Below are 21,561 nucleotides of genomic sequence, written 5' to 3'. Positions count from 1 at the left end.
CTCAAGGCGCCGCTACTGGCGCTCTTTTGAGGCGATACAGCTGACGATCATGTATCCGCCCCAGAATAAGCAGGGCGGAAATGGCGCCCACCAGGGCGTAGCACATGTCTGACTGGGTATCCCACTCGTAGCCTTGCGTGCCGAGAAACGCGACGGAAGAGTCTCCACTGGCCACCGCCACCCACCATTCGATCAGCTCATAGAAGGCGCTGATCGCCAGCGCGATACAGATGATGAAAAAGTTCATCCATCCGCGTCCTTTCACCACCCGCAGCCGCAACAAGACTTCTCTGGCGACCATCGCGGGAACAAAACCCTGGGCGAAGTGGCCCACTTTATCGTAGTTATTCCTGCCCCATCCCATCATTTCCCCAATACGGTCGAACAAGGGCACCTCCGCGTAGGTATAGTGCCCCCCTACCATAAGAATGACGCAGTGAACCAGAATCAACCAGTACAACAGCGGCGTCAGTGGAAAACGCCGGTAGGTGAACGCCAGAATCAGCGCAGCGATCACCGCCGGCAGCACTTCCAAAAACCAGGTGAAACGCTCTTTAGGCCACAGCCCCGACCAGACCAGCACGCCCAAGAAGATGAGAATCCAAACTACGCCAGCTCCAACGCCGCCCCGGCTATGCCCCATATGATTGATCCTTAGCAGTTATAAATGCGGATCAACAACATAACGCATTATCCGGCGGGAGGCGATCCCCAAGGGAATTATCCCGCTTCTCTCACATCCGCCTGCGGCTGTGGTGATTGCGGACCTTGCTTCAGCAGACGTCCCAGTTTGTAGCCTTCTTTACCCAGCATCGCAAAGCTGGTCATGACGCCCCCCATCAACGCGCCGCCCACCCCGGCGGTAACCACATCCGCTCCGGTGAGATAGAAGTTTTTGATAGGCGTCACCGGATGCAGCCACTCCTGCTGAAAGCGTTCGACGGTATGATCCACACCATAGATTTCTCCTCCCATGTTCATCTGGAACCACTGCGTCGACAGCGGCGTCGATAACTCATAGAAGTCCAGCGCAGCCTCCAGTTGCGGCAGACGCTTATACAGTTCATCAAGCATCCGGTGAGAAAACTGTTCCTTCAACTCCAGATAATCTTCGCCGCGCTTGTTCCACTGCGATCCCGCCCACTTATCAAACCACTGGTTGTTGACGGGCACAATGATCTCCACGGTGGAACGGTCTGGATAACGCGCATTCCAGCTGGGATCTTTCGCCGAAGGAAAGGACACATAGGTGACAGGAAAAGGCGCAGACGGGTCTTGCATAAACTGAGCGACATTGCCGTCATGATCATCGGAAGGGTAAATCCAGAAGTTGCTCTTAGGCATGCCCAGACTCTCTGGCGAGCCTCGGAATCCTGCATACAAACAGAGATGAGAGGCGGATAGCGCAACACTCTCCAGTTTTTTCAGCAACTCGCTTTTCGCCGCGGCGGACTCCGGCAACAGATGCCTGATTGTGGGAATGACGCCCGCGTCGCTGACCACGGCGTCCGCCTGCAGCTCATCGCCATTGCTTAAGCGCACGCCATAAGCGCGATTGGAGCGCACCAGGACCTCCTCCACCTTCGCGTAGGTGAACACTTCTCCGCCGCTGCGGCGGATCACTGGAATAATTTCCTCTGCGATGCGCCAGGAGCCGCCGGCAGGATAGTTGCCGCCGGTGATGTAATGCTTCGCCACCATCGCATGCATCATGAAGGAAGAAGTCGTGGGCGGCAGGCCGTAATCGCCCCATTGCGCCGTTAATACGGAGATCAAACGCTGATTTTGCGTCAGACCTTCCAGCACTTCACGAGTGGTCTTGAAAAAGTAGTCCGGCAGAAGAAAACGACGCGCTTTGTAATAAGCCCAGGCGGCGATTTTGGGCAACGCCTGTCCGGCGAAAAACTTGGGAATGCGTCGACTTACCGAATACAGTAAATCGACATAGCGGCGGATGGCGTCTTCCTCGCCGGGAAAGCGTCTCGCCATTTCGTTAATGAACGGCTCTTTACCGGCGATGAACTCGTAATTGTCTTCGCCAATAAAAATACGGTCGTAGCACGGGTCCATCTGCGCCCACTCTATCTTGCCGTCGCTGATCAGGTCGAAGACCCGGCGAATCATCGACCAGGGCTTGTGCACTTCGCCAATATAGTGCACCCCGACATCCCATTCATAGCCGTTGCGTTCATAGCTATGGGTATAACCGCCCGCGGTGTAGTGCTGCTCCAGCACGCAGACTTTCTTGCCGATCAGGGACAACAACGCGGCGTTGCATAATCCGCCAACGCCCGATCCGATGATGATCACGTCATAATGATCATCCGCTCGATTCTTACGGTAACGCTTTCCCGTTCTGACCATATTCTCCAGCCTCCTTCCTGATTATTGTTTTAATACGACGTCGCCAGTCCAATGCATCATACTGCTCACACCCATAAGTGTGAACTGTCAACATTGCTTTTTTAGGCCTACGCCGCATTTACAAAACCAATCGCCAGTTGCTAGGGTCTGTTGTGATTTTACCCCGTTTCAATGTCGGAGACGCCTATGTGCGAGATATACGCTAACACCGATCCACAGTTGTATGAGGCTCATTCGAAGTCTGTGCGTCTGCGCGGGTTTGTCACCAGCGTGCGCCTGGAGCAACGCTTCTGGGTCCTGTTAGAGGAAATTGCAGACTCTGAAGGCATGTCGACGTCTCAGTTCATGACGAAGCTGTATGACGAAGTCGTGGAGAAAAGAGGCGAAGTTGGCAATTTCGCCTCTTTACTGCGCGTGGTGTGCGCGACCTATCTGGAAAGGAAGTACAGCGCGGGACTTATAGCAGTTTAACGAACTGCGCCAGCCATGCCGGGTGAGCAGGCCAGGCCGGCGCCGTGACGAACTGTCCGTCTGTTACAGACTGATCCACAGCGATGTCGGCATACTGAGCGCCCGCCAGTTGCACTTCCGGCGCACAGGCGGGATAGGCGGAAATCTTTTTCCCTTCGATAACCCTGGCCGCCGCCAGAATCTGCGCGCCATGGCAAATCGCCGCAATAGGCTTGCCTTGTTGCGTGAACTCCTGCACCAGACTTATCACTTTCTCTTTCAGGCGCAGATACTCAGGCGCGCGTCCGCCGGGCAGCAACAGCGCGTCAAACTGCTCGGAGCGCACGTCGGCGAAAGTGGCGTTAAGCGTAAAGTTATGCCCAGGCTTCTCTGTGTAGGTCTGATGCCCTTCAAAGTCATGGATCGCCGTGGCGACATTGTCGCCCTGCTTCTTGTCCGGGCACACCGCGGCGACTTCGTACCCCATCGCCTGCAGCGCCTGGAAAGGCACCATCAGCTCATAGTCTTCGGCAAAGTCGCCCGTGATGATCAGAATTTTTTTAGTCATGCCTCTATCTCCTTGTCATTTCAGGTTGCAGACATCGCTCGCCGGTCAAAGCGTTCAACCAGTCAGAGTCGAAAGCCACTCAACAGACTACCAGTCTAGGCTCCTTTTCCAGGCGTCGGGTAGTAGCGGGTTACTACAGAGTCCTGTCGGCGTCGAAAAGCAAATCGATAAAAAAAGAGAGAAGGCGGCGCTCTATGCAAGAACGCCGCTTTTGACAGGATTATTCGAGTTGATCGGGCTTATTCGCGGAACGACGCTCCGCCAGCCACTCTTGATAGGTCTGCGCGGCTTCGTCTCCTGGCATGCTGTCGATGATTTCGAAGTAGTCTTCGTTAAATTCATCCAGCATGACTTCCGAGCGAGGTTTGCAGCGCACCGCATACACCGTTTGCACGTTTTGATGATCAAACTCGCGCCAGTACTGTTCGTCTTTCAACAGCGTGTAGCGATGCCCTTCCAGTTCTTTTATGACAGACGCCGTCCTGAATGTGCCTGCGCGCTCCACCGCGTCTTTGTATTGCCACAGAATACTGTAGGCGGAGGCGGCGGATGAAGAAGGCCGCAAGCCGTACAAGTCAGAGAACTTCTCTACGAACTCCTTGCCCTTTGGATGATTGAAAATGTATGGCACCTCCCAGGTCCAGGGCGCCGCGCCGACGACGCCTTCCATGATCGCAGGACCCGCCGCCTTCGCCATGCCCAACGTCAGGTTCGGCACCACGATTTTCATCTTGTCCTTCATGCCCATGGAAGTAGCCAGCTCCAGGGCGCGCACCATATCGTCGCCAAACAGAACCAGCACCAATATTTTGGCGTCACTGGCCTGCGCCTGATTTAAGGCGTCGACGAAGTCTTTTTGCAAAGCAGTGGGGAAAGGCGTCAGCACACCCGGATGACTTTCTTTATCCTGCGTGTTGCTGAAAATACGAATCGACCGCTCAGTACTCCACCCCCAGGTGTAGTCCGCAGTAATGAAGAAGTATTTTTGTCCGGCGTAATTGGTTTTCAGGTACTTGGAAAGCACTTTGGCGCCCATCCAGGCGTTATAGCTTTCCCGGAACATGTGGGTATGCCCCTCAGTCCCTGTCGTTTCATTCGAATAGGTGAGCGTACCGAAGTAGATGCGATCCCGCGCTTTAGCGGCCTTCCCGCCGGAGATCGCCACCGCGCTGGATGATCCGCCGAATACGGCCACAACGCCATCTTCGTCCACCAGTTGCGCGACATTTCTCTCAGAACGATCAGGTTTGGAGCCGGTATTCTTAATCACCAGTTCCACCGGCCGACCAAGAATGCCGCCAGCGGCGTTTATCTCATCCACAGCCATAAAAGCCGCCCTGCGTTGGGCCAGACCTTGTTCCTGGTATCGTCCAGTCTGGGGATAATTGAGACCAATTTTAACGGATGGAGCAGCGAGTAATTCACCACTAACGAACAGGCAAAGCAGCGCAATGCTCTTCCAGATATAGCGCATACAGAGAACCCTCAATTTTTTTTGTAAGCAAATCGGGTTAATAGAGGTTTTGTGATTACCGGCTTCAAACATTCCCTGAAACCGGCGTGCTGACTACAGTAGTTGTAACCAGGAGCGGGGTAAAGTAGCGTATTAAAAATGACGACCTTATTAGCCTTTAGTCTAATATGAAAATGCAGAAACAAATCAAAACACACCTCCGCCGCCCTATAGCGCTATACTCGCGCCGGATCGCTTCGGATGGACGCCGATACGCATCGATTGTCGGAATTTCACGCAATTTCCATTAGGCTTTTAAACTCGCGGCCTGACGACGGACATAATAACGCCTGTTATAAGCGTCCTGTTTAACGGGCCAAATAAGCAACAAAACATGGACAAGTCGGAACCCTGGATGCCGATGAACACGATAAGATGGCGCTTTTTTCTCGGACTTGTGATGTGCGCCACATTTTCAAACTCTTCCGCCGCGATAAAACTAACCGTCGGAGAGTGGCCGCCTTACGCATCAGAGAGCCTGCCCTTTAAAGGGTTGCTGCCCAAATTAGTGACCGAGGCCTTCGCTCTTGAAGGCATTGAGGTCGAATATGACTTCATGCCCTGGGCGCGGGCTTACGAGTTCGCCCGCAAGCCCGGCTGGGACGGTGCGGTCGGCTGGGTTGACAACGCCCAGCGACGACGCAACTTCTGGTTCAGTGACCGTATTATTTACGGCAGCAGCGCGCTGTTTCACTTGAAGGACCAAGATTTCACCTGGAATGAGCTGAAAGACCTTGCGCCTTACCGGGTTGGAGTCAGCGTCGGCTACAGTTATGGAGAAGCGTTTGATAACGCCGTCGCCAACCAGAACCTGCAGGTTATCCCCGCCGTGAATGACCGGCAAAACCTGGTCAAACTGCTGCGCCGTGAAATTGACTTATTTCCACTGGACGCCAAGGTAGGCGAATATTTGCTGCAACATGAACTGCCGGAATATCGGAGCCTCTTCACCTATGATGAAAAGCCACTGATTCAGGACGGTTTGTCGGTGATGTTCCCCAAAAACGGCCCTAACAGCCGCAGCTATGTCGCCATCTTCAACCAAGGCCTGAAACGCCTCAAACGCAACGGCGACTATTCCCGGATTCTCAACAATATTGACGTCATCAACGGCATCTCGCAGCTCCACTTTTATAGCGAAGACTATGCCCCCTTCAATTATCGCGAAAATGGCGTGGCCAAAGGCCTCGCCTTGGACCTTTTCGATGCGATCATGGAAACTATAGGAGCCGATAAAAGCCGCAGCGACGTACATTTCATGAACTGGCCGGAAGCCTATAAAGCCGCCTCCAGCCAGCACCGCAGTGCGCTGTTCACCATGACCCGCACGCCGCAGAGAGAGGACAAGTTCAAATGGGTTGGGCCCATCTACCGCTCTAAAGTGGTGCTGATGGGAAAACGTAACGGAGAAGAAACCGGAGAGAGGGAGCAGCCCGAACCGATTCGCCTAAAAGAGCTTGGCCCCAAGCGGATTTGCGTCATTCAGGACGATGTTGGCCACCAGCTTATGGTCAGCGCCGGCGTCAAGGACAGAAACCTGACTACCACGACCCACCCGCTCACCTGCGGACAAATGCTGAACAATGGCGAAGTGGACTATTGGGCGTATGGCTCGCAAACCGCTAATTGGTATTTACAGCAACTGGGCTTAGACGCCAGCGACTATCAGGAAATGATGACAATAACGGAATCCTCCGAGTATTTCGCCTTCAATCTGGGTGTGGACGACCGCATTATCGAGTCATTTCAAAAGGCGTTGGATTATCTGAAACTGAGCGGCCAGATGCATGACATTCTGCAGCGCTATGTTCCCAATTAGGCGGCGCGCAGCAGGTGAAAAAGCGAACGGACGGCAGTCGGGTCTACCGTCCATTCGAGAAAGAAAACAACTCCCGACTTACACTTTGAAGCGCGCTACTTGTTGCCGTAAATGTTCGCCCAGTTCCGCCAACTGGGTACTGGTATTGGCGGTTTCCTGAGTTCCCCGCGCGGTCTGCTCCGCGGCGTCGGCGATGGAGGTAATGCTGCGGCTGATGTCTTCCGTCACAGCAGTCTGCTCTTCGGAAGCCGCGGCGATCTGGGTATTCATGCTGCTAATGGTGGTGATCGCGGAAACTATCGCGTTAAGCGATGAGCCCGCCGATTGCGCTTTATCCACCGCCGCCTGCCCGTTGTTGCGGCTTTGCTCCATACTGCCCACCGCTTTATTAGAGCCGTCCTGCAAGCGGCTGATCATGGCCTGAATCTCTTCCGTGCTTTCCTGCGTTTTGCTGGCGAGCGCCCGCACTTCATCAGCCACCACGGCGAATCCGCGTCCCGCTTCACCTGCCCGCGCCGCTTCAATGGCTGCGTTCAGAGCCAGCAAGTTGGTTTGTTCGGCAATGCCGCGAATAACGGAAAGCACTGACACAATTGAGTTAACATCCCCTTCCAGGGCATTGATGACTTCCGACGCACTGCCAATTTGGGTGGAGAGTTGTTCGATAGACTTGATAGCGTCGTCCACAATGCGCTTAACGTTGGCGCTTTCGTCATCCGCCTCTTGCGCCGCCTCCGCCGCCTGTTGCGCATTCTGAGCAATTTCCCGCGCAGCGGCGGACATCTCATTCACCGCCGTCGCCACCATCTCCGTTTCCTGCTGCTGCGAGGCCACCGCCTCGCTGGTTTCCGCCGCAAAGCCTTTCATCTCCCGCACCGCGGCGGACATACTTTCTATGGAGTTTTTGATATCGCCGACCAGATTCTGCACCTTGGCCACAAAAGCGTTGAAATTGGTGGCCAGACGGGTGAATTCATCTTTGCCGGATACGTCCAGGCGCTGAGTCAGATCGCCCTCTCCTTCCGCTATATTCTCCATGGCGTCGCCCAGTCGTATTACCGGCCGCATCAAGGTATTCAGCAGTAACGTCATCAAAACGCAGACCACCAGCACCCCGATAATCGCATAAACAATGGCCGAATTACGAAAATCCGCCAGAGAGGCGAACGCCTTCTCTTTATCTATAACCACGCCTAGCCGCCAGGACACCGAGGCGATGCCGGAAATGGGGAAAAAGCTGACCAGTACGACCTCTTCGCTGCTTGTCGTTTCCTGCAAGTCGCTGGCGTTCAGCTTTGGCGTTTCTTTGGGAAACAAATCCGTCACATTCTTATCGACCATGGTCACATCAGGATGCACCAGAACCTTTCCTTTATCCGTCACCAAAAAAGCGTATCCCAGGCCAAAAAAATCTACGGAGTTGACCATTTTGGTGACCACATCCAGATTAAGATCCGCCCCTGCGACGCCTGAGCTGGAGCCTGAAAACGGCGCCGCCGCGGTAATGAGCAATTCCTTCGTCAGTACATCTCGATAAGGCTCGGAGAAAGTCGGCGATCCCTTTTGCTGGGCTGTCGTGTACCAGGGACGTTTACGAGGATCATAATCAGAGGGAAAGGATTCATTGGCGTCATTGTATATAAATGTCCCATTCGACAAGCCTGCATACATGCCCGCCACTTCTTCAGAGACCGCCCCAACTTGAGCGTAGGCCCTGATCGTCTCCACATCGGTGGTTTGCGCAGCTTTCAGCGCTACGCCGCGCACCAGGTCCAGCTTCCCATTCAGCCAGCTTGCAATGCTGCCGGATACAGCTCCGGATAGTTCCTGCATGCCGCCTTCCAGGTCTTTTTTGGTTTGATCGGCCAGGAAGTAATAGTTATTGGCCGCAAACGCGACAATTGAGAGCAGCAGTATCCCACCGCTCAGAATGATAATCTTATGCCGGAACTGCATAGCTAAACTCATGCGTCAGAACTCCAAATTAAATCCCGTGGAAGAAGCCCCCTGAGCCGTACTCGGTCGGAGCCGATAAAGCGCTTTACGAACAATGACGTAAGCGGAATCGGAGCAGGCTTTATTCTTTAGCTTAGACGGAATTTGAAATAGTGCACTGCGCCGGTTATATCCGGCGCCTGCTGAGATGGGATTATAAGTAAGAGGGAGTAAACGCTATCGCACTCGACGCAGCAACACGACGCCCAACAGCGCACATATGCAGATCGGCGCCAGCGTCGCAATCACAGGATTGAAGCCGAATACCAGGCTTGCCGGACCCAACAGGTCCTGCATGTACTTGAATAACAGCCCGATGATAATGCCGCAGAAGACGCGAAAGCCCATGGTGACCGAACGCAGCGGCCCAAAGATAAAGGAGATCGCCACCAGCACCAATACAGAAGTCGCCACCGGCTGCAGCACCTTTTTCCAGAACGCCATCAAATAAGAATTCGCGTCCAGACCCTGCTCTTCCTGATAATTGGCGTAGGTATACAAGCCTTTGATGGACAAGTACTCAGGCTTGATGATGAGAATTTCCAGAATGCTGGGCGACAAACTGACATTCCAGCGCAGAGAGTCGAATGTCTGCACATTGCTGCCGTCATCCTTGATCTCAGTACGATCAATGTCCTGCAACAACCAATGATCGCCCTGATAAATCGCGCGCTTGGCGAACGTAGAACGCACCATGCGTCGTTCGTCGTTGAACTCGAACAGGCTCACACCATGCAGCACGCCTTTCGGCTCCACCGCATTGAAGTGCATAAACACATTGCCTTCACGCCGCCACATACCGGCTGAAGAAGCCACATTCTCAGCGGCGCCTTGCTCCAACGCTTTTTGCGTCTGTGCAATACGCTCCGTATGCGGGGCGACGAACTCGCCCACCAGAATGCTTACGACCACTACCGCCAAAGCCGGCTTCATCGTAGACCAGACAACCCGCACTACGGAGACGCCTGCAGCGCGGATAACCGTCAGCTCACTGTTGTTGGCTAACACGCCCAGCCCCACCAGACAGCCTATAAAAGCGGCCAGCGGCAGGTAATCATATATACGCCTGGGCACAGTGAAGACGATGTATTTCATCGCCTGAAAGGTTTGGTAATCGTTCTTCAACTCGTCCATTTCAGCAATGAACGCGAACACCAGATCAAGAGACAGCACCACCAGCAGCACCAGCAGCATGGCGGAAGCGACAGTTGCGACGATGTAGCGATCAATTTTGCGCACGGGCCGCCCTCCTCTTCTGCCGCCAGTCAGGACCGAACATCAATACCAGCGCAATCGCCAGAAAGGTTCCATGCACCCACCACATGCCGACCCACTCGCTGATGCGTCCTTTTTCCAGACTCTTGCGACTGGCGATCAGCAGCCCTAGGTAGGTGATGTAAATCAGCATGGCGGGCAGCAAATGGAAGAAGCGGCCCTGCCTGGGGTTCACCCGACTAAGGGGGATCGCCAGCAGCGCCACGATGGGAACCAATAAAGGGATGGAGATACGCCATTGCAGCAGCGCCCGATCCTTTGGTTTTTCAGAGCGCCACAGCTCACTGGTAGGCCTGGCTTCATCCCGGGTTTTCTCTGCTTCTGCGTCCGGTTCAGCAATCTTGATGCCGTAGGCGTCATATTCAATAACGCGATAATCCATTTCTCCAGGACGTCCCTGATAACGCGCGCCTTCGTGCAGAACGACAAAGCGGCTGCCAGTATTAGGATCAACCAATTGCGTTCCCCGCTTGGCGGCCAGCACAGAGATGCTCCCGTTCTCCGAATCCCGCTCCGCGATAAAGACATTCTGCATTTCGCGTTTGTCGTCGCTCAGCCCTTCGGTGTATGTCACCCTTTCTCCCGAACGCAAGCTCTGGAAGCGACCCGGCGCCAGCAATTCGAACTCTGTAATTTTGGATTGGTCAGAAAAAATCTCGTCTACCTGACGCAGTCCCCAGGGGCTCACGTAGAGACTCATGGAGCCGACTACTAACATCACCAGCAGCGCAGAAACCATCGTCAGCTTGATAAGCTGGAGACGGTTCATGCCGCAGGCGAACAGCACCGTCATTTCACTTTCCAGATACATGCGGCCGTAGGCGAGCAAGATGCCAATAAAAAGCCCCAGCGGCAGAATCAGCTCAAGGAAACCCGGAAGGCGGTAGCCCATGATGGCGAACAACACATCCGCCGACAGTTTTCCCTGGGCGGCGTCGGCCAGATACTTGATAAACCGTCCGCTCATAAATATAAGCAGCAGCACGCCCGCGACAGCGACCATGCTGACGAGTAACTGCCTGGACAGATAACGAAGGATAATAAACAACGAAATTACCTATTTACGTTCTTCCGCAAAATAAACCGAAGCGCGCGGAACGGCGCGTCAGGACAGGTTAAGCGGCGCAGCGTTTTTGAGCGCGCGTCAGAGTGACGCAAGATACCAGACTCACATGCAAATTTCATAGCCTTAACGTAGACTTGATTGCGTATGCAATACGTCTCATATAGATTGCCATTTGCAACGGCGGGCGACGCTCCCGCACCGAATGAGACTTCTGCGGCGCCCCAGGGAAAGCCTCCGGCGCCTTCCATCAAGCGGACGTTGGTCCGGCATGGAGAACTAAGCCCAATGAATTTAGGTTAAGAGGATTCGCAACCACTATGAATTATTCCGCTCTTTCCACCGACCCGATAAAACAAAAAAGCGACTGCCTTGTGGTCGGCGTTGTCGAAGGCAAATCCCAGTCAGCTATCTGGACAGAACTAGACCAGCAGTGCAAAGGCGTTCTAGGTAAGTTGCTCTCTTCTGGAGATATCTCTTCCAAGTTAGCGACCACCAGCTGGTTTTATCCACAAGAGGGCGGCGTCAAGCGCCTATTGTTCGTCGGCTTGGGTAAAGAGAAAGAGCTGAGCGAAGCTGGCTTCCGCAAAGCCGCCAAGTCAGTTATGCAAAGCCTGAGCAAAAGCGGCGCAAGCAATGCAGTGGTCGCACTCTCCAGCTTGACCCTGAATGCGTTGAAGGCCGGATGGGCCACGGAGCAACTGGTCATTGCGCTGGAATCCGCGTGCTATATCTTCGACAACCTGAAAAGCGAGAAGGCGACGCCGACCAAAGTCAGCCAGATGAAAATCGCTGGCGACAAGCGCGATAAAAGCGCTATCGAGACGGCAATCGCCAAAGCCGCCGCAGTCGCAAAAGGCATGAGCCTGACCAAGGATCTTGGCAATCTGCCCGGCAATGTCTGCACCCCTGATTACCTGGCCAAACAAGCAAAAACGCTAGCCAAAGAGTACAAGTCCCTGAAAGCGGAAGCCCTGGGTGAAAAAGAGATGAAAGAACTGGGCATGGGCTCTTTCCTTTCCGTCTCCGCGGGCAGTGATGAACCCGCCCGCCTGATCGTCATCGAATATAAAGGCGGCGGCGACAAACAAAAGCCGCATGTACTGGTGGGCAAAGGCATCACTTTCGACAGCGGCGGCATCAGCCTGAAGCCTGGCGAAGGCATGGATGAAATGAAATACGACATGTGCGGCGCCGCCAGCGTGTTTGGAACGCTGTTGGCGCTGGCGGAAATGAAAGCCCCGGTTAATGTCGTCGGCGTCATCGCCGCAGCGGAAAACATGCCAAGCGGCAAAGCCACCAAGCCCGGCGACATCGTCACGACCATGTCCGGCCAGACGGTGGAAATTCTCAACACGGACGCCGAAGGCCGTCTGGTGTTGTGCGACGCCCTCACCTATTGCGAACGTTTCAAGCCAGAAACCGTGGTTGACATCGCCACTCTGACCGGCGCCTGCATTATCGCCCTGGGCAACCACGCCACCGGTCTGCTGGCCAACGACGACAAGCTGGCTGACGCACTGCTCGCCGCTGGCGAGAGCACAGGCGACAGAGCCTGGCGTCTGCCGCTGTGGGACGAGTACCAGACTCAGCTGGACAGCAACTTCGCGGACATGCAAAACATTGGCGGCCGCCCCGCTGGCACTATTACCGCCGCCTGCTTCCTGTCACGCTTCACCAAAAAGTACCGCTGGGCTCACTTGGATATCGCCGGCGTCGCCTGGACTTCAGGTAAAGACAAAGGCGCTTCCGGACGTCCAGTGCCGTTGTTGACCGAGTATCTGTTAGGTCAAGTCAAAGGCTGAATGCGACGCATATAAAGCGATCCCTGTCACAGACCATGGTATTCGATTCGGATACCATGGTTATTTAATTATTCCGATTAATTATATACATTACATGCCAAAAGCCGACTTCCATCTGCTTTCTTCCGGCGATATTGCACAAAGGGACTTTTATCTTTGTAGACTCTGCGAAAAGATATATCGATTAGGACATCGGATATATATCCTATGCAAAGACTCAAAAGAACTAGAACATTTGGACGATTTATTATATTCCTTTCGGCCGGAAAGCTTTATTCCACATAGTATTGAACCTGAATCCCCCACTTCCGAAACACCTGTTTTTTTATGCACCCGTCTACCTGAAACAACTTCCGACGAAGTTGTTATAAATCTCACGGAAGCCCCACCAGACAAGGCTGACAGAGTAATAGAGCTGGTAACCGGCGAACCTGACGCCCGTGCGAAATCCAGAAAAGTGTATAAACTGTATAAACAATTAGGCTTCGAGTTGCAGACTTATAACATCGAATCTGCTTAAATATTGAGTAGGAAACGGGAGCCATTTCTCGGCGACGAGCAAGTCATCGTTTCCATAAAGACCCATAGAGGTCTAAATAATAATTAAATTAATCGGAGCCTGATTAATAACTACAATTGAAACTTGGGATTTACGAGGAATATAACCGATGAGTTCTCCTGTAGCTGACAGTGAAAGTGATCTCATTCCCTTGTTGGATGAAATAGTGATTGATGACTCGGAGCTGGCTTCTTCCCATCCCGGCCTTACCGAAATTCAGAACAATCAACCCCAAACGCAACTTAGCAAGGAGTGTGAAAGTATGGAGATGACACCCGCGAACGGACAGGTTGACGTAAAACCGACCAGTCTGCGGGGCAATAATCCATTCTTGCCCTATGAGCACTTGGAAAAGCTGGCGCTGGAGCGCATGGAGTTTCAGAAGGAGTTTGAGGCCTTTTTCAAGAAACAAAGTACGCACGCCGCGGCCAGTTCGGTTTTGAAAGAAACCAAAGATCTGGAGCGGATCGTCCACCTCACTACGCAGAAAGTGGTGGCGGAATACATGCCTCAGATCGAGCAAAGGGTCCGCGCCGAGGTCATCCGTCACCTGAACAGTCTCAACTTATCCAAATAAGCTGAGCATCCCCTCCGATAACGGCCACGCTGCGGGATGCGGCGCGGCCTGATATACGCCCTGCGGCTATCAGAAGTTCCCATCCGTGTGTATAATGCGGCCTTTTCCAGGGCCGTCTGATCAACGCTGGCATCTACTATTCCGCCCCCGTGCGTATACCCGTTGCAGACGCCCATTAAGCGGCCTCTTTCGGCTATTATTCTTAGATTCCAGAATCAAGCACCTGAGCGAAACGAATACATATACGTCATGATGGAAAAAACCTACCAACCCGGCCAGATTGAAAGTCAGTGGTACGCCTTTTGGGAAGAACAAGGCTTCTTCAAACCCAGCCAGCAGGGCGAGCCCTTCAGCATCATGATCCCACCGCCCAACGTCACCGGCAGCCTGCACATGGGGCATGCTTTCCAGGACACGATCATGGACGCCCTGACCCGCTACTATCGCATGCAGGGCCGCGACACTTTGTGGCAGGTTGGAACGGACCATGCTGGCATCGCCACTCAAATGGTGGTCGAACGCAAACTGGCGGCGGAAGAAGACAAAACCCGCCACGACCTGGGTCGCGAAGCGTTTCTTAATAAAGTCTGGGAATGGAAAGCGGAGTCCGGCGGCACTATTACCCGTCAGTTGCGTCGTATGGGCGCATCCGTGGACTGGTCCCGCGAGCGCTTCACCATGGACGAGGGCTTCTACAAAGCGGTGCAGGAAGTATTCGTTCGCTTGTATGACGACAAACTCATTTACCGCGGCAAGCGTCTGGTTAACTGGGACCCGAAACTGCACACCGCGATTTCCGACCTGGAAGTTATCTCCGAAGACGAGAAAGGCAAGCTGTGGCACTTTCGCTATCCGCTGGCCAACGGCGTAAAAACTGCGGACGGCAAAGATTATCTGGTTGTCGCAACGACGCGCCCGGAAACCATGCTGGGCGACACCGCCGTAGCCGTTAACCCGGAAGACGACCGCTACCGCGATTTGGTCGGTAAAACCGTGGTTCTGCCTGTGGTTAATCGTGAAATCCCCATCATCGCCGACAGCTATGTGGATATGGAGTTCGGCACCGGCTGCGTAAAAATCACGCCGGCTCACGACTTCAACGACTACGAAGTGGGCAAGCGCAATCAATTGCCGATGATCAATGTTTTCACTATCGACGCCAGCATCCGCGACGAAGGCGAAGTGGTGAACAGCGACGGCACGCCCAATCTGAACATTCAGGCGGCGATTCCCGCTGGCTATCCCGGCCTGGACCGCTACGAAGCGCGCAAGAAAATCGTCGCCGACTTCGACGCACTGGGCTACCTGGAAGAAATCAAAGATCACGCTCTGAAAGCGCCTCGCGGCGACCGTTCCGGCGTCGTGATCGAGCCTTACCTGACCGACCAATGGTTCGTAGCGGTGAAAGCTCTGGCGGAACCCGCTATCAAAGCCGTTGAAGATGGCGATATCCAGTTCGTGCCCAAGCAATACGAAAACATGTACTTCTCCTGGATGCGCGACCTGCAGGACTGGTGTATTTCCCGTCAGTTGTGGTGGGGCCATCGGATTCCAGCCTGGTATGACGACCAGGGCAATGTTTACGTCGCCCGCAACGAAGAAGAAGTGCGCAGTAAATACGGCGTCGACGCCAGCGTCTCGCTGCATCAGGACGAAGACGTTCTGGACACTTGGTTTTCCTCCGCGCTGTGGACGTTCGGCACGCTGGGCTGGCCGGAAAATACTCGCGAGCTGCAAACCTACCACCCCACCTCCGTGCTGGTGACCGGTTTCGACATTATTTTCTTCTGGGTGGCGCGCATGATCATGATGACCATGCACTTCATCAAAGACGAAGACGGCAAGCCACAGGTTCCCTTCAAAACTGTTTACGTGCACGGTTTGGTGCGGGACTCCCAAGGCGCCAAGATGTCCAAGTCCAAAGGCAACGTGCTCGACCCCATTGACCTGATTGACGGCATCGAGCTGGAGCCGCTGGTCACCAAACGCACCAGCGGTCTGATGCGGCCTCAGGATGCGCAGAAAATCGAAAAAGCCACCCGCAGCGAATTCGCGGAAGGCATCGCCTCCTACGGCACCGACGCACTGCGCTTTACCTTCTGCTCTCTGGCTTCCACAGGTCGCGACATTAAGTTTGACGTGGGCCGTATCGAAGGTTACCGCAACTTCTGCAACAAGATCTGGAACGCAGCGCGCTACGTGCTGATGAACACAGAAGGTCAGGATTGCGGCCAGAATAACGAAAGTTACGAGTTGGGTCTGGCTGAACGCTGGATCATTTCCCGTCTGCAGGAAACGGAGCAGCAAGTAGAGAAAGCGGTTGCCGCCTTCCGCTTCGATCAGGCCTCTCAGGCTATTTACGAGTTTATCTGGAACGAATACTGCGACTGGTATCTGGAGCTGTCCAAGCCGGTGCTGTGGGATGAGTCCGCTTCCGCCGAACTCAAGCGCGGCACTCGTCGCACACTGGTCCGCGTACTGGAAACCGCTCTGCGTATGGCGCATCCGTTCATGCCTTACATCACGGAAGAAATCTGGCAGAAAGTGAAAGAGCTCGCAGGCAAATCCGGCCCCACCATCATGCAGCAACCTTATCCGGTGGCGGACGCCTCCCGCATTGATCAGGAAGCCGCCGCCTCTATTGAATGGCTGAAGGGCGTCATCCTGGCTGTACGTAACATTCGCGGCGAAATGGACATCTCTCCCGCCAAAGCCATCAACGTCATTCTTGCGCAAGGCGACGAGAGCGACAGAGCGCGTCTGCAAGCCAACCAGTCTTTCCTGATGAAACTGGCCAAGCTGGAGTCCATCCGCTGGCTGGCGGCGGACGAAGAGGCGCCAATGGCGGCCACTCAGTTGGTGGGAGCCATGCAGGTGCTGGTGCCAATGGCGGGCTTGATCGACAAAGAAGCCGAACTGGCGCGTCTGGGCAAGGAGATTGACAAGCTGTTGAAAGAACAGCAGCGCCTGCAAGGCAAACTGGGCAATGAAAGCTTTATCAGCAAAGCGCCGGAAGCCGTTGTAGCGAAAGAGAAAGAGAAACTGGCGGATGCGGAAGCCGCGCTGGCTCAGCTGCGCGAGCAAGTATCCCGCATCGAATCAATCTAATTCTCAAAGATAAAGGGGCTGCGACTGACGCACTAAGGATAGACCGGTATGAAACACCGGATACATATTCTGGGGAACGGATCGCTGGGAGGCCTATTGGCCTGCCGGCTTTTCCCTTTCGCCGATGTGCGCATGATTCTACGCAGCCCCCCAACCTCTCCTTCCAACACCGATGATAAGCAGCTTTCTTTAACCTTGGACCAGGAAGGGGAGCGTCAATTGCGCCGAATTTCCTGGGAAACGGCGAACACGCCCGAACCGATCTCTACCCTTTTCCTCACCACTAAAAGTGACTCCGCTGTCAGCGCCATGAACTCAATCAGACATCGGCTCGCTCCGTCATGCCGTATTCTGCTTTGGCAAAACGGCCTGGGCAGCCAGATGCAGATTGCACAGGACTACGCCGCTATGGCTGTTTTCGTCGCCTCCACTACGGAGGGGGCAAACCGACCGGAATCCGGGCGTATTGTCCACGCCGGCCATGGCCAAACCTGGGTTGGCCCCCTCACCGCCAGCGCCTTGACACAAGATGCTAAGCATCTGGTCGACCTGTTGCATAAAGCCGGGTTTCAGAGCGAGACGACGGCGGATATTGGCGAGCAGCTGTGGCGTAAACTCAGCGTGAATTGCGGCGTAAACGCCTTTACTGCCCTCTTGAACTGCCGCAACGGAGACATTCTCAAACACAGCTACTTCCAGGAGCGCATTGATGCGCTTTGCGAAGAGCTGTCGACAGCGCTATTCGCGGCGGGATACGGCGAACCCGCCGCCAGCATTAAAGCGCGAATTATCGCAGTCGCTCAGGGTACCGCGAACAATATCTCATCCATGCTACAGGACGTTCGCGCCGGAAGACCGACGGAAATCAACGCCATCAACGGATTCATATGCGAATTTGCGGACGCACACGGACAGCCTCACCCCGTCAATAGCGAGCTGACCGCAGGCGTCCTTGCTCTGAGCAATCATTCAGGCCGGAGCGCGTAGACCACAGAAACATCATCCAAGGGGGATATATGGGCCACAGGCTTTCCAAGATTTACACCCGCACCGGGGACAAAGGGACAACTGGACTGGGTAACGGAGAACGCATCGCCAAGAATGCGTTACGGGTAGAGGCGATGGGCGCCGTCGACGAAACCAACAGCGTCCTGGGCGTGGTCATCTGCGAACTGGCGCAGGAGGACCCGCTTCACACCCAACTGCAAAGTATTCAGAATGATTTGTTTGACTTGGGTGGAGAGCTGTCCATTCCCGGCCATCTCATTATCATTGATAAGCACATTTCACGGCTGGAGGAGTGGCTGGACAAGCTGAACGAAGAACTGCCGCCCCTGAAGAATTTCATCCTGCCGGGAGGCGACCGCGCCGCCAGCCACTGCCACATGGCGCGCAGTATTTGCCGTCGCGCGGAGCGCACAGTAGTCAGTCTGGCGCAACTAGAGCAGCTGAACCCCTGCCTGCAAGGCTACCTGAACCGTCTCTCCGACTATCTCTTTGTCGCTGCGCGAACGCTGGCGCGACGCAAGGGCGGCGAAGAGATCCTGTGGGTCCAGACCAAATGGGATGCGTAGCGCGCTGCGCGCTATATTTTAAACCCACTCAGAAGATCGTGGAGGGCGCCGGTAAGCGCAGACAACTCACGACTGGACGCCAAGGTCTCCTTGGCTGACTGGAGAGCGTCACCGAGTGGATCACGTTCGACAGGTTCTTGCGCTGGACCAGTTGATCGTAAACAAGGATTTGTCCCGGTCTGACGTGTTCCTGTTCTCGGATCAGGCAATCATGCCCGGCGGTAAAGGGTCCATAGTTCGCCCCTCGACCGTTGGCGTAAAAGTCATGGACGCCAAGCCTTTATCGGGTTGGATTTTTTGCGATATGCCAGACAAGGCGCGGGCGTTCAGCACGCCAGACAAGCCAGCGACGGAACCGCTGGTCAGATACACCACGTCCTCGTTGGCGCGTTCGAACGACAGCTCGATACATAGACAGGCGACACGCTCTCGCCGCTCCAGGCGGAGACAAAAAAGCTTTAGACTACTTGTTCTCGCCTGTCTTTTCCTGCTCAGTGCTGGTTTCTGGGCCTCCGCATGGGTAATGCATAAGAAAAGAAAACACGGCCCTAATGTTAATGATGTTTCTTGGCGCCATATAAACGGAGACTAACTCCATAAAGGTCAGCCTTAAACTATCCTCAACTTCAAGGTATACCTGAAATAGTCTGTCGTGCCGTAGCGTTCCTCTTTCCAAGTAATCGGGCTCAGCATTGCAGACTGTAACGGGCTCGCTTGGTCGCCATGCAGGTTAACCATGAAGCTTTCCCCGCTACTGACAGCGCGTCAGTTTCAGGTCGATCCAGTAATTGCCGACAGCGACATGGCCGGGCGCGATAAAGCGTCTCGCGGTATACTCGATAGGCATTAATACCCTCGAATAGGTGAATCACAACAAGTCATAACAAGGAGCGTAAGATGGCCCCCAATAACACACGCCCTTCCGTCAGTGTTGGGCATGTCACAATGGAAACAAACCAAATGGAAGCCACCGCACAATTTATGCTTACTATCGGTATGCGACCAATATTCAGGGGGGATGACGTGTCCGTTTTCGAGTTACGCGGCGGCACTCACCTTATTTTGATGAATAAGGCGACCATCACCCCAGGCGACGCCTCGTTTGATCTCATGGTTGACAACCTTCACGCCACACATGAATACTTTACATCGCTTGGCTTTAGCCCCTCTCCTATTGAGGATCGCCCGCACATCGACCATCAGGTTTTCCATGTGAAAGAGCCAGCAGGCCATACCATTACCTTCTACTCAAGCCACGCATCCAATCAGCCTGTATAGACGCCTGACTTCCATACGTTTCTCACCTCTGTCAGCGTGGCTTGATGCTACGCCGACGGCTCGCCCAGCACTTCCATGTGCTGGGCTTGATTAGCAGGTTTTCACCCATCGCCCGAATGACGGCGCTACCGCCCTTCATCGTCTGCAATAGTGCAACACCCTCAGAGCCCAACAGCTTCATACCAAGACGACCACGGTCAGACTAAAGCGATACTTTCGCTAACGCATCCGCCAGCACTTCAAAATTGCTGATCCGGACGTAATTGCTGTAGTCACTGTACGGATACCCCCAACCGCACACTAAGGTCGCCCAGATGTCAGCTCTGGCTGCGGTTTTATTCGTAGCGTTTATCTGAAATCGTTTAATTTCGCGGGTATAAAAAAGACTCAGGGGTGCGGTGTCAGGCGCTCAGATATCAGAAATTTGACCCGCCCCTTCCTTTTTCGTTGCTTGGCCACTTTTCAACCATCTGGCGGTCCGATAGGCCAGCTGCACTGTTGGCCTACTATCAAGAACGATCTGTATAAACGTAACAGGAGCACCAATGGTTAAAGGGAAGTACGGACCGACAGAATGACTATTGTCTTGGTCATTCGGGATTTCTATGGGCGAACAGTTTCAGCTTTATAGCCTACTGACTCCATTCTCGATCATTGCCTTCTCTCACCGTCAAGATTGACACACTCCCTATCTATCCTTTGCTGCGCGTCTACCAGGCATTTGGTTGCCAGAGCATACAGTATCCTAAATTGGTCTGAGGCAACCTCAGAATTTGATGTTTCAAGAATAGCTTTACATTGCTTCAATATGTAAATCAGACAGCTGTAATTCATCAGGCGCTCCAGCCGCCCATTCCCTTCTTTATACCGAAGGATGTTCGACGTTTTGTTAACCTGCCTAATTTTGTCACTAATAACCGAGAGGACCTCTTCTTTAGTGTAGCGGCCATCAGCAAGAGCCCTCCACTCAGAGTCAATGAATAGGGTTTTCATGCCATCGACTCCCCATGTAGTTGGCTGCAATCTGAGCAGGCGTCATACTGGAGTGGTAACAATGATACTTCTCGTCCCACCGTAAACATAACCCAACAGGCGCGGCATTAAGTTCAAGGGCTTGATACTCATTAATTAAGAATAAAACTCTCACCAGAGCGCCCCCTATTAGCCTGCCTTTCTTCGTTTCAAATAAAACCAGCTCATATGTGCCAGCTTTAAAATTGACGCCCGCTGAGTCTGGAGACAAAAAGTGCTGCTCGACGGTAATGCCCTCCCTAGGCACAACCAGCTCGCCATTCACTCTTTGGCAGTCTGCATTCAAGTAGAGCCACTGGGGAAACTCAGTCACCTGGTCACTACTTATTAACCAGGCTACCTGCTCTCTGATAGAAACGCCTTTTTTTGATTTACATCGTAGCGTCGTCAGCAAACGAACCTCGCACTGACGTCTACCTGTAGCATTAAGGCTTTGATCCAGAAGTATATAGCGGGGCTTAGTCATTGTGTAACGGACTTGTCCACGACTCATGATAAAGAGCAGTAAACCAAAAAGGGCGACCGCAGTCACAACTATCAACACCTCCAATTTAGCCACCATAACCTCCCTGGTATTGCGT

General features: G+C 53.9%; 19 protein-coding genes. 9 read left to right on the top strand and 10 right to left on the bottom strand.

Going from position 1 to position 21,561, the window contains the following annotated elements; genetic code table 11:
• Position 1: 1 nt before the first annotated feature.
• Positions 2 to 643 carry a DUF2238 domain-containing protein gene (locus AC2IBB_RS11085; RefSeq protein ID WP_486332916.1) on the bottom strand — a complete coding sequence of 214 codons (642 nt, stop codon included), beginning with the start codon at positions 641 to 643 and terminating at the stop codon, positions 2 to 4.
• Between the two features lie 77 nt (positions 644 to 720).
• On the bottom strand, positions 721 to 2,364 hold the full coding sequence (locus AC2IBB_RS11080; RefSeq protein ID WP_486332915.1) for a phytoene desaturase family protein: 1,644 nt from the start codon (positions 2,362 to 2,364) through the stop codon (positions 721 to 723).
• 186 nt (positions 2,365 to 2,550) lie between these two features.
• Here AC2IBB_RS11080 and AC2IBB_RS11075 point away from each other — a divergent pair, with 186 nt between their 5' ends.
• A complete protein-coding gene (locus AC2IBB_RS11075; protein ID WP_486332914.1) occupies positions 2,551 to 2,835 on the top strand; it encodes a ribbon-helix-helix domain-containing protein in 285 nt (94 codons plus the stop codon).
• Here AC2IBB_RS11075 and AC2IBB_RS11070 read toward each other — a convergent pair.
• Positions 2,822 to 3,382: a DJ-1/PfpI family protein gene (locus tag AC2IBB_RS11070; RefSeq protein WP_486332913.1), complete on the bottom strand. Its 561-nt coding sequence runs from the start codon at positions 3,380 to 3,382 to the stop codon at positions 2,822 to 2,824. The genes AC2IBB_RS11075 and AC2IBB_RS11070 overlap by 14 nt on opposite strands.
• Positions 3,383 to 3,602: 220 nt before the next feature.
• Positions 3,603 to 4,856: an ABC transporter substrate-binding protein gene (locus AC2IBB_RS11065; RefSeq protein ID WP_486332912.1), complete on the bottom strand. Its 1,254-nt coding sequence runs from the start codon at positions 4,854 to 4,856 to the stop codon at positions 3,603 to 3,605.
• 373 nt (positions 4,857 to 5,229) lie between these two features.
• Between AC2IBB_RS11065 and AC2IBB_RS11060 the strand changes: the two genes are divergently transcribed.
• Positions 5,230 to 6,714 (top strand): substrate-binding periplasmic protein, encoded by a 1,485-nt coding sequence (locus tag AC2IBB_RS11060; protein WP_486332911.1) that lies wholly within the window; start codon positions 5,230 to 5,232, stop codon positions 6,712 to 6,714.
• Between the two features lie 78 nt (positions 6,715 to 6,792).
• Here AC2IBB_RS11060 and AC2IBB_RS11055 read toward each other — a convergent pair whose 3' ends face one another.
• From AC2IBB_RS11055 to lptF, 3 genes are all read right to left on the bottom strand, one after another.
• Positions 6,793 to 8,682, bottom strand: a complete 1,890-nt coding sequence (locus tag AC2IBB_RS11055; RefSeq protein WP_486332910.1) for a methyl-accepting chemotaxis protein — start codon at positions 8,680 to 8,682, stop codon at positions 6,793 to 6,795.
• Between the two features lie 204 nt (positions 8,683 to 8,886).
• Positions 8,887 to 9,948 (bottom strand): LPS export ABC transporter permease LptG, encoded by a 1,062-nt coding sequence (gene lptG, locus AC2IBB_RS11050; protein ID WP_486332909.1) that lies wholly within the window; start codon positions 9,946 to 9,948, stop codon positions 8,887 to 8,889.
• A complete protein-coding gene (lptF, locus tag AC2IBB_RS11045) occupies positions 9,935 to 11,032 on the bottom strand; it encodes an LPS export ABC transporter permease LptF (protein WP_486332908.1) in 1,098 nt (365 codons plus the stop codon). The genes lptG and lptF overlap by 14 nt, the downstream gene beginning before the upstream one ends.
• Before the next feature lie 335 nt (positions 11,033 to 11,367).
• Here lptF and AC2IBB_RS11040 point away from each other — a divergent pair, with 335 nt between their 5' ends.
• The 6 genes from AC2IBB_RS11040 (at position 11,368) to AC2IBB_RS11015 (ending at position 18,670) form a co-directional block, all read left to right on the top strand.
• Entirely contained in the window at positions 11,368 to 12,852 is a 1,485-nt protein-coding gene (locus AC2IBB_RS11040; RefSeq protein ID WP_486332907.1) for a leucyl aminopeptidase, read from the top strand.
• A gap of 94 nt (positions 12,853 to 12,946) precedes the next feature.
• Positions 12,947 to 13,372 (top strand): DNA polymerase III subunit chi, encoded by a 426-nt coding sequence (locus AC2IBB_RS11035; RefSeq protein WP_486332906.1) that lies wholly within the window; start codon positions 12,947 to 12,949, stop codon positions 13,370 to 13,372.
• Positions 13,373 to 13,520: 148 nt separating this feature from the next.
• Complete coding sequence (locus AC2IBB_RS11030; RefSeq protein ID WP_486332905.1) at positions 13,521 to 13,988, top strand: hypothetical protein; 468 nt, start codon at positions 13,521 to 13,523, stop codon at positions 13,986 to 13,988.
• A 252-nt stretch (positions 13,989 to 14,240) separates the two neighbouring features.
• On the top strand, positions 14,241 to 17,096 hold the full coding sequence (locus AC2IBB_RS11025) for a valine--tRNA ligase (RefSeq protein ID WP_486333950.1): 2,856 nt from the start codon (positions 14,241 to 14,243) through the stop codon (positions 17,094 to 17,096).
• Between the two features lie 48 nt (positions 17,097 to 17,144).
• The gene (locus tag AC2IBB_RS11020; RefSeq protein ID WP_486332904.1) at positions 17,145 to 18,083 is read left to right on the top strand and encodes a 2-dehydropantoate 2-reductase; all 939 of its coding nucleotides are present in this window, start codon (positions 17,145 to 17,147) and stop codon (positions 18,081 to 18,083) included.
• 29 nt (positions 18,084 to 18,112) lie between these two features.
• A complete protein-coding gene (locus tag AC2IBB_RS11015; RefSeq protein WP_486332903.1) occupies positions 18,113 to 18,670 on the top strand; it encodes a cob(I)yrinic acid a,c-diamide adenosyltransferase in 558 nt (185 codons plus the stop codon).
• Positions 18,671 to 18,871: 201 nt separating this feature from the next.
• Here AC2IBB_RS11015 and AC2IBB_RS11010 read toward each other — a convergent pair whose 3' ends face one another.
• On the bottom strand, positions 18,872 to 19,042 hold the full coding sequence (locus AC2IBB_RS11010) for a hypothetical protein (protein ID WP_486332902.1): 171 nt from the start codon (positions 19,040 to 19,042) through the stop codon (positions 18,872 to 18,874).
• Between the two features lie 525 nt (positions 19,043 to 19,567).
• On the opposite strand from AC2IBB_RS11010, the gene AC2IBB_RS11005 reads away from it, so the two are divergent.
• Positions 19,568 to 19,948: a VOC family protein gene (locus tag AC2IBB_RS11005; RefSeq protein WP_486332901.1), complete on the top strand. Its 381-nt coding sequence runs from the start codon at positions 19,568 to 19,570 to the stop codon at positions 19,946 to 19,948.
• A gap of 651 nt (positions 19,949 to 20,599) precedes the next feature.
• Here the strand turns inward: AC2IBB_RS11005 and AC2IBB_RS11000 are convergent.
• Positions 20,600 to 20,941 carry a hypothetical protein gene (locus AC2IBB_RS11000; RefSeq protein WP_486332900.1) on the bottom strand — a complete coding sequence of 114 codons (342 nt, stop codon included), beginning with the start codon at positions 20,939 to 20,941 and terminating at the stop codon, positions 20,600 to 20,602.
• Entirely contained in the window at positions 20,922 to 21,542 is a 621-nt protein-coding gene (locus AC2IBB_RS10995) for a hypothetical protein (RefSeq protein WP_486332899.1), read from the bottom strand. Before AC2IBB_RS10995 ends, AC2IBB_RS11000 begins: the two co-directional genes overlap by 20 nt.
• Positions 21,543 to 21,561: the final 19 nt, after the last annotated feature.

It is taken from the genome of Hahella sp. NS-SX17 (assembly GCF_057367735.1).
The sequence above is the reverse complement of the archived record's forward strand: the minus strand, read 5'-3'. Positions and strand labels throughout refer to the sequence as shown.

Excerpts from the sequence above, each read along its gene's own strand:
- AC2IBB_RS11085 (WP_486332916.1), bottom strand. The coding sequence starts at position 643 with ATGGGGCATAGCCGGGGCGGCGTTGGAGCTGGCGTAGTTTGGATTCTC.
- AC2IBB_RS11080 (WP_486332915.1), bottom strand. The coding sequence starts at position 2,364 with ATGGTCAGAACGGGAAAGCGTTACCGTAAGAATCGAGCGGATGATCAT.
- AC2IBB_RS11075 (WP_486332914.1), top strand. The coding sequence starts at position 2,551 with ATGTGCGAGATATACGCTAACACCGATCCACAGTTGTATGAGGCTCAT.
- AC2IBB_RS11070 (WP_486332913.1), bottom strand. The coding sequence starts at position 3,382 with ATGACTAAAAAAATTCTGATCATCACGGGCGACTTTGCCGAAGACTAT.
- AC2IBB_RS11065 (WP_486332912.1), bottom strand. The coding sequence starts at position 4,856 with ATGCGCTATATCTGGAAGAGCATTGCGCTGCTTTGCCTGTTCGTTAGT.
- AC2IBB_RS11060 (WP_486332911.1), top strand. The coding sequence starts at position 5,230 with ATGGACAAGTCGGAACCCTGGATGCCGATGAACACGATAAGATGGCGC.
- AC2IBB_RS11055 (WP_486332910.1), bottom strand. The coding sequence starts at position 8,682 with ATGAGTTTAGCTATGCAGTTCCGGCATAAGATTATCATTCTGAGCGGT.
- AC2IBB_RS11040 (WP_486332907.1), top strand. The coding sequence starts at position 11,368 with ATGAATTATTCCGCTCTTTCCACCGACCCGATAAAACAAAAAAGCGAC.
- AC2IBB_RS11035 (WP_486332906.1), top strand. The coding sequence starts at position 12,947 with ATGCCAAAAGCCGACTTCCATCTGCTTTCTTCCGGCGATATTGCACAA.
- AC2IBB_RS11030 (WP_486332905.1), top strand. The coding sequence starts at position 13,521 with ATGAGTTCTCCTGTAGCTGACAGTGAAAGTGATCTCATTCCCTTGTTG.
- AC2IBB_RS11025 (WP_486333950.1), top strand. The coding sequence starts at position 14,241 with ATGGAAAAAACCTACCAACCCGGCCAGATTGAAAGTCAGTGGTACGCC.
- AC2IBB_RS11020 (WP_486332904.1), top strand. The coding sequence starts at position 17,145 with ATGAAACACCGGATACATATTCTGGGGAACGGATCGCTGGGAGGCCTA.
- AC2IBB_RS11015 (WP_486332903.1), top strand. The coding sequence starts at position 18,113 with ATGGGCCACAGGCTTTCCAAGATTTACACCCGCACCGGGGACAAAGGG.
- AC2IBB_RS11005 (WP_486332901.1), top strand. The coding sequence starts at position 19,568 with ATGGCCCCCAATAACACACGCCCTTCCGTCAGTGTTGGGCATGTCACA.
- AC2IBB_RS11000 (WP_486332900.1), bottom strand. The coding sequence starts at position 20,941 with ATGAAAACCCTATTCATTGACTCTGAGTGGAGGGCTCTTGCTGATGGC.
- AC2IBB_RS10995 (WP_486332899.1), bottom strand. The coding sequence starts at position 21,542 with ATGGTGGCTAAATTGGAGGTGTTGATAGTTGTGACTGCGGTCGCCCTT.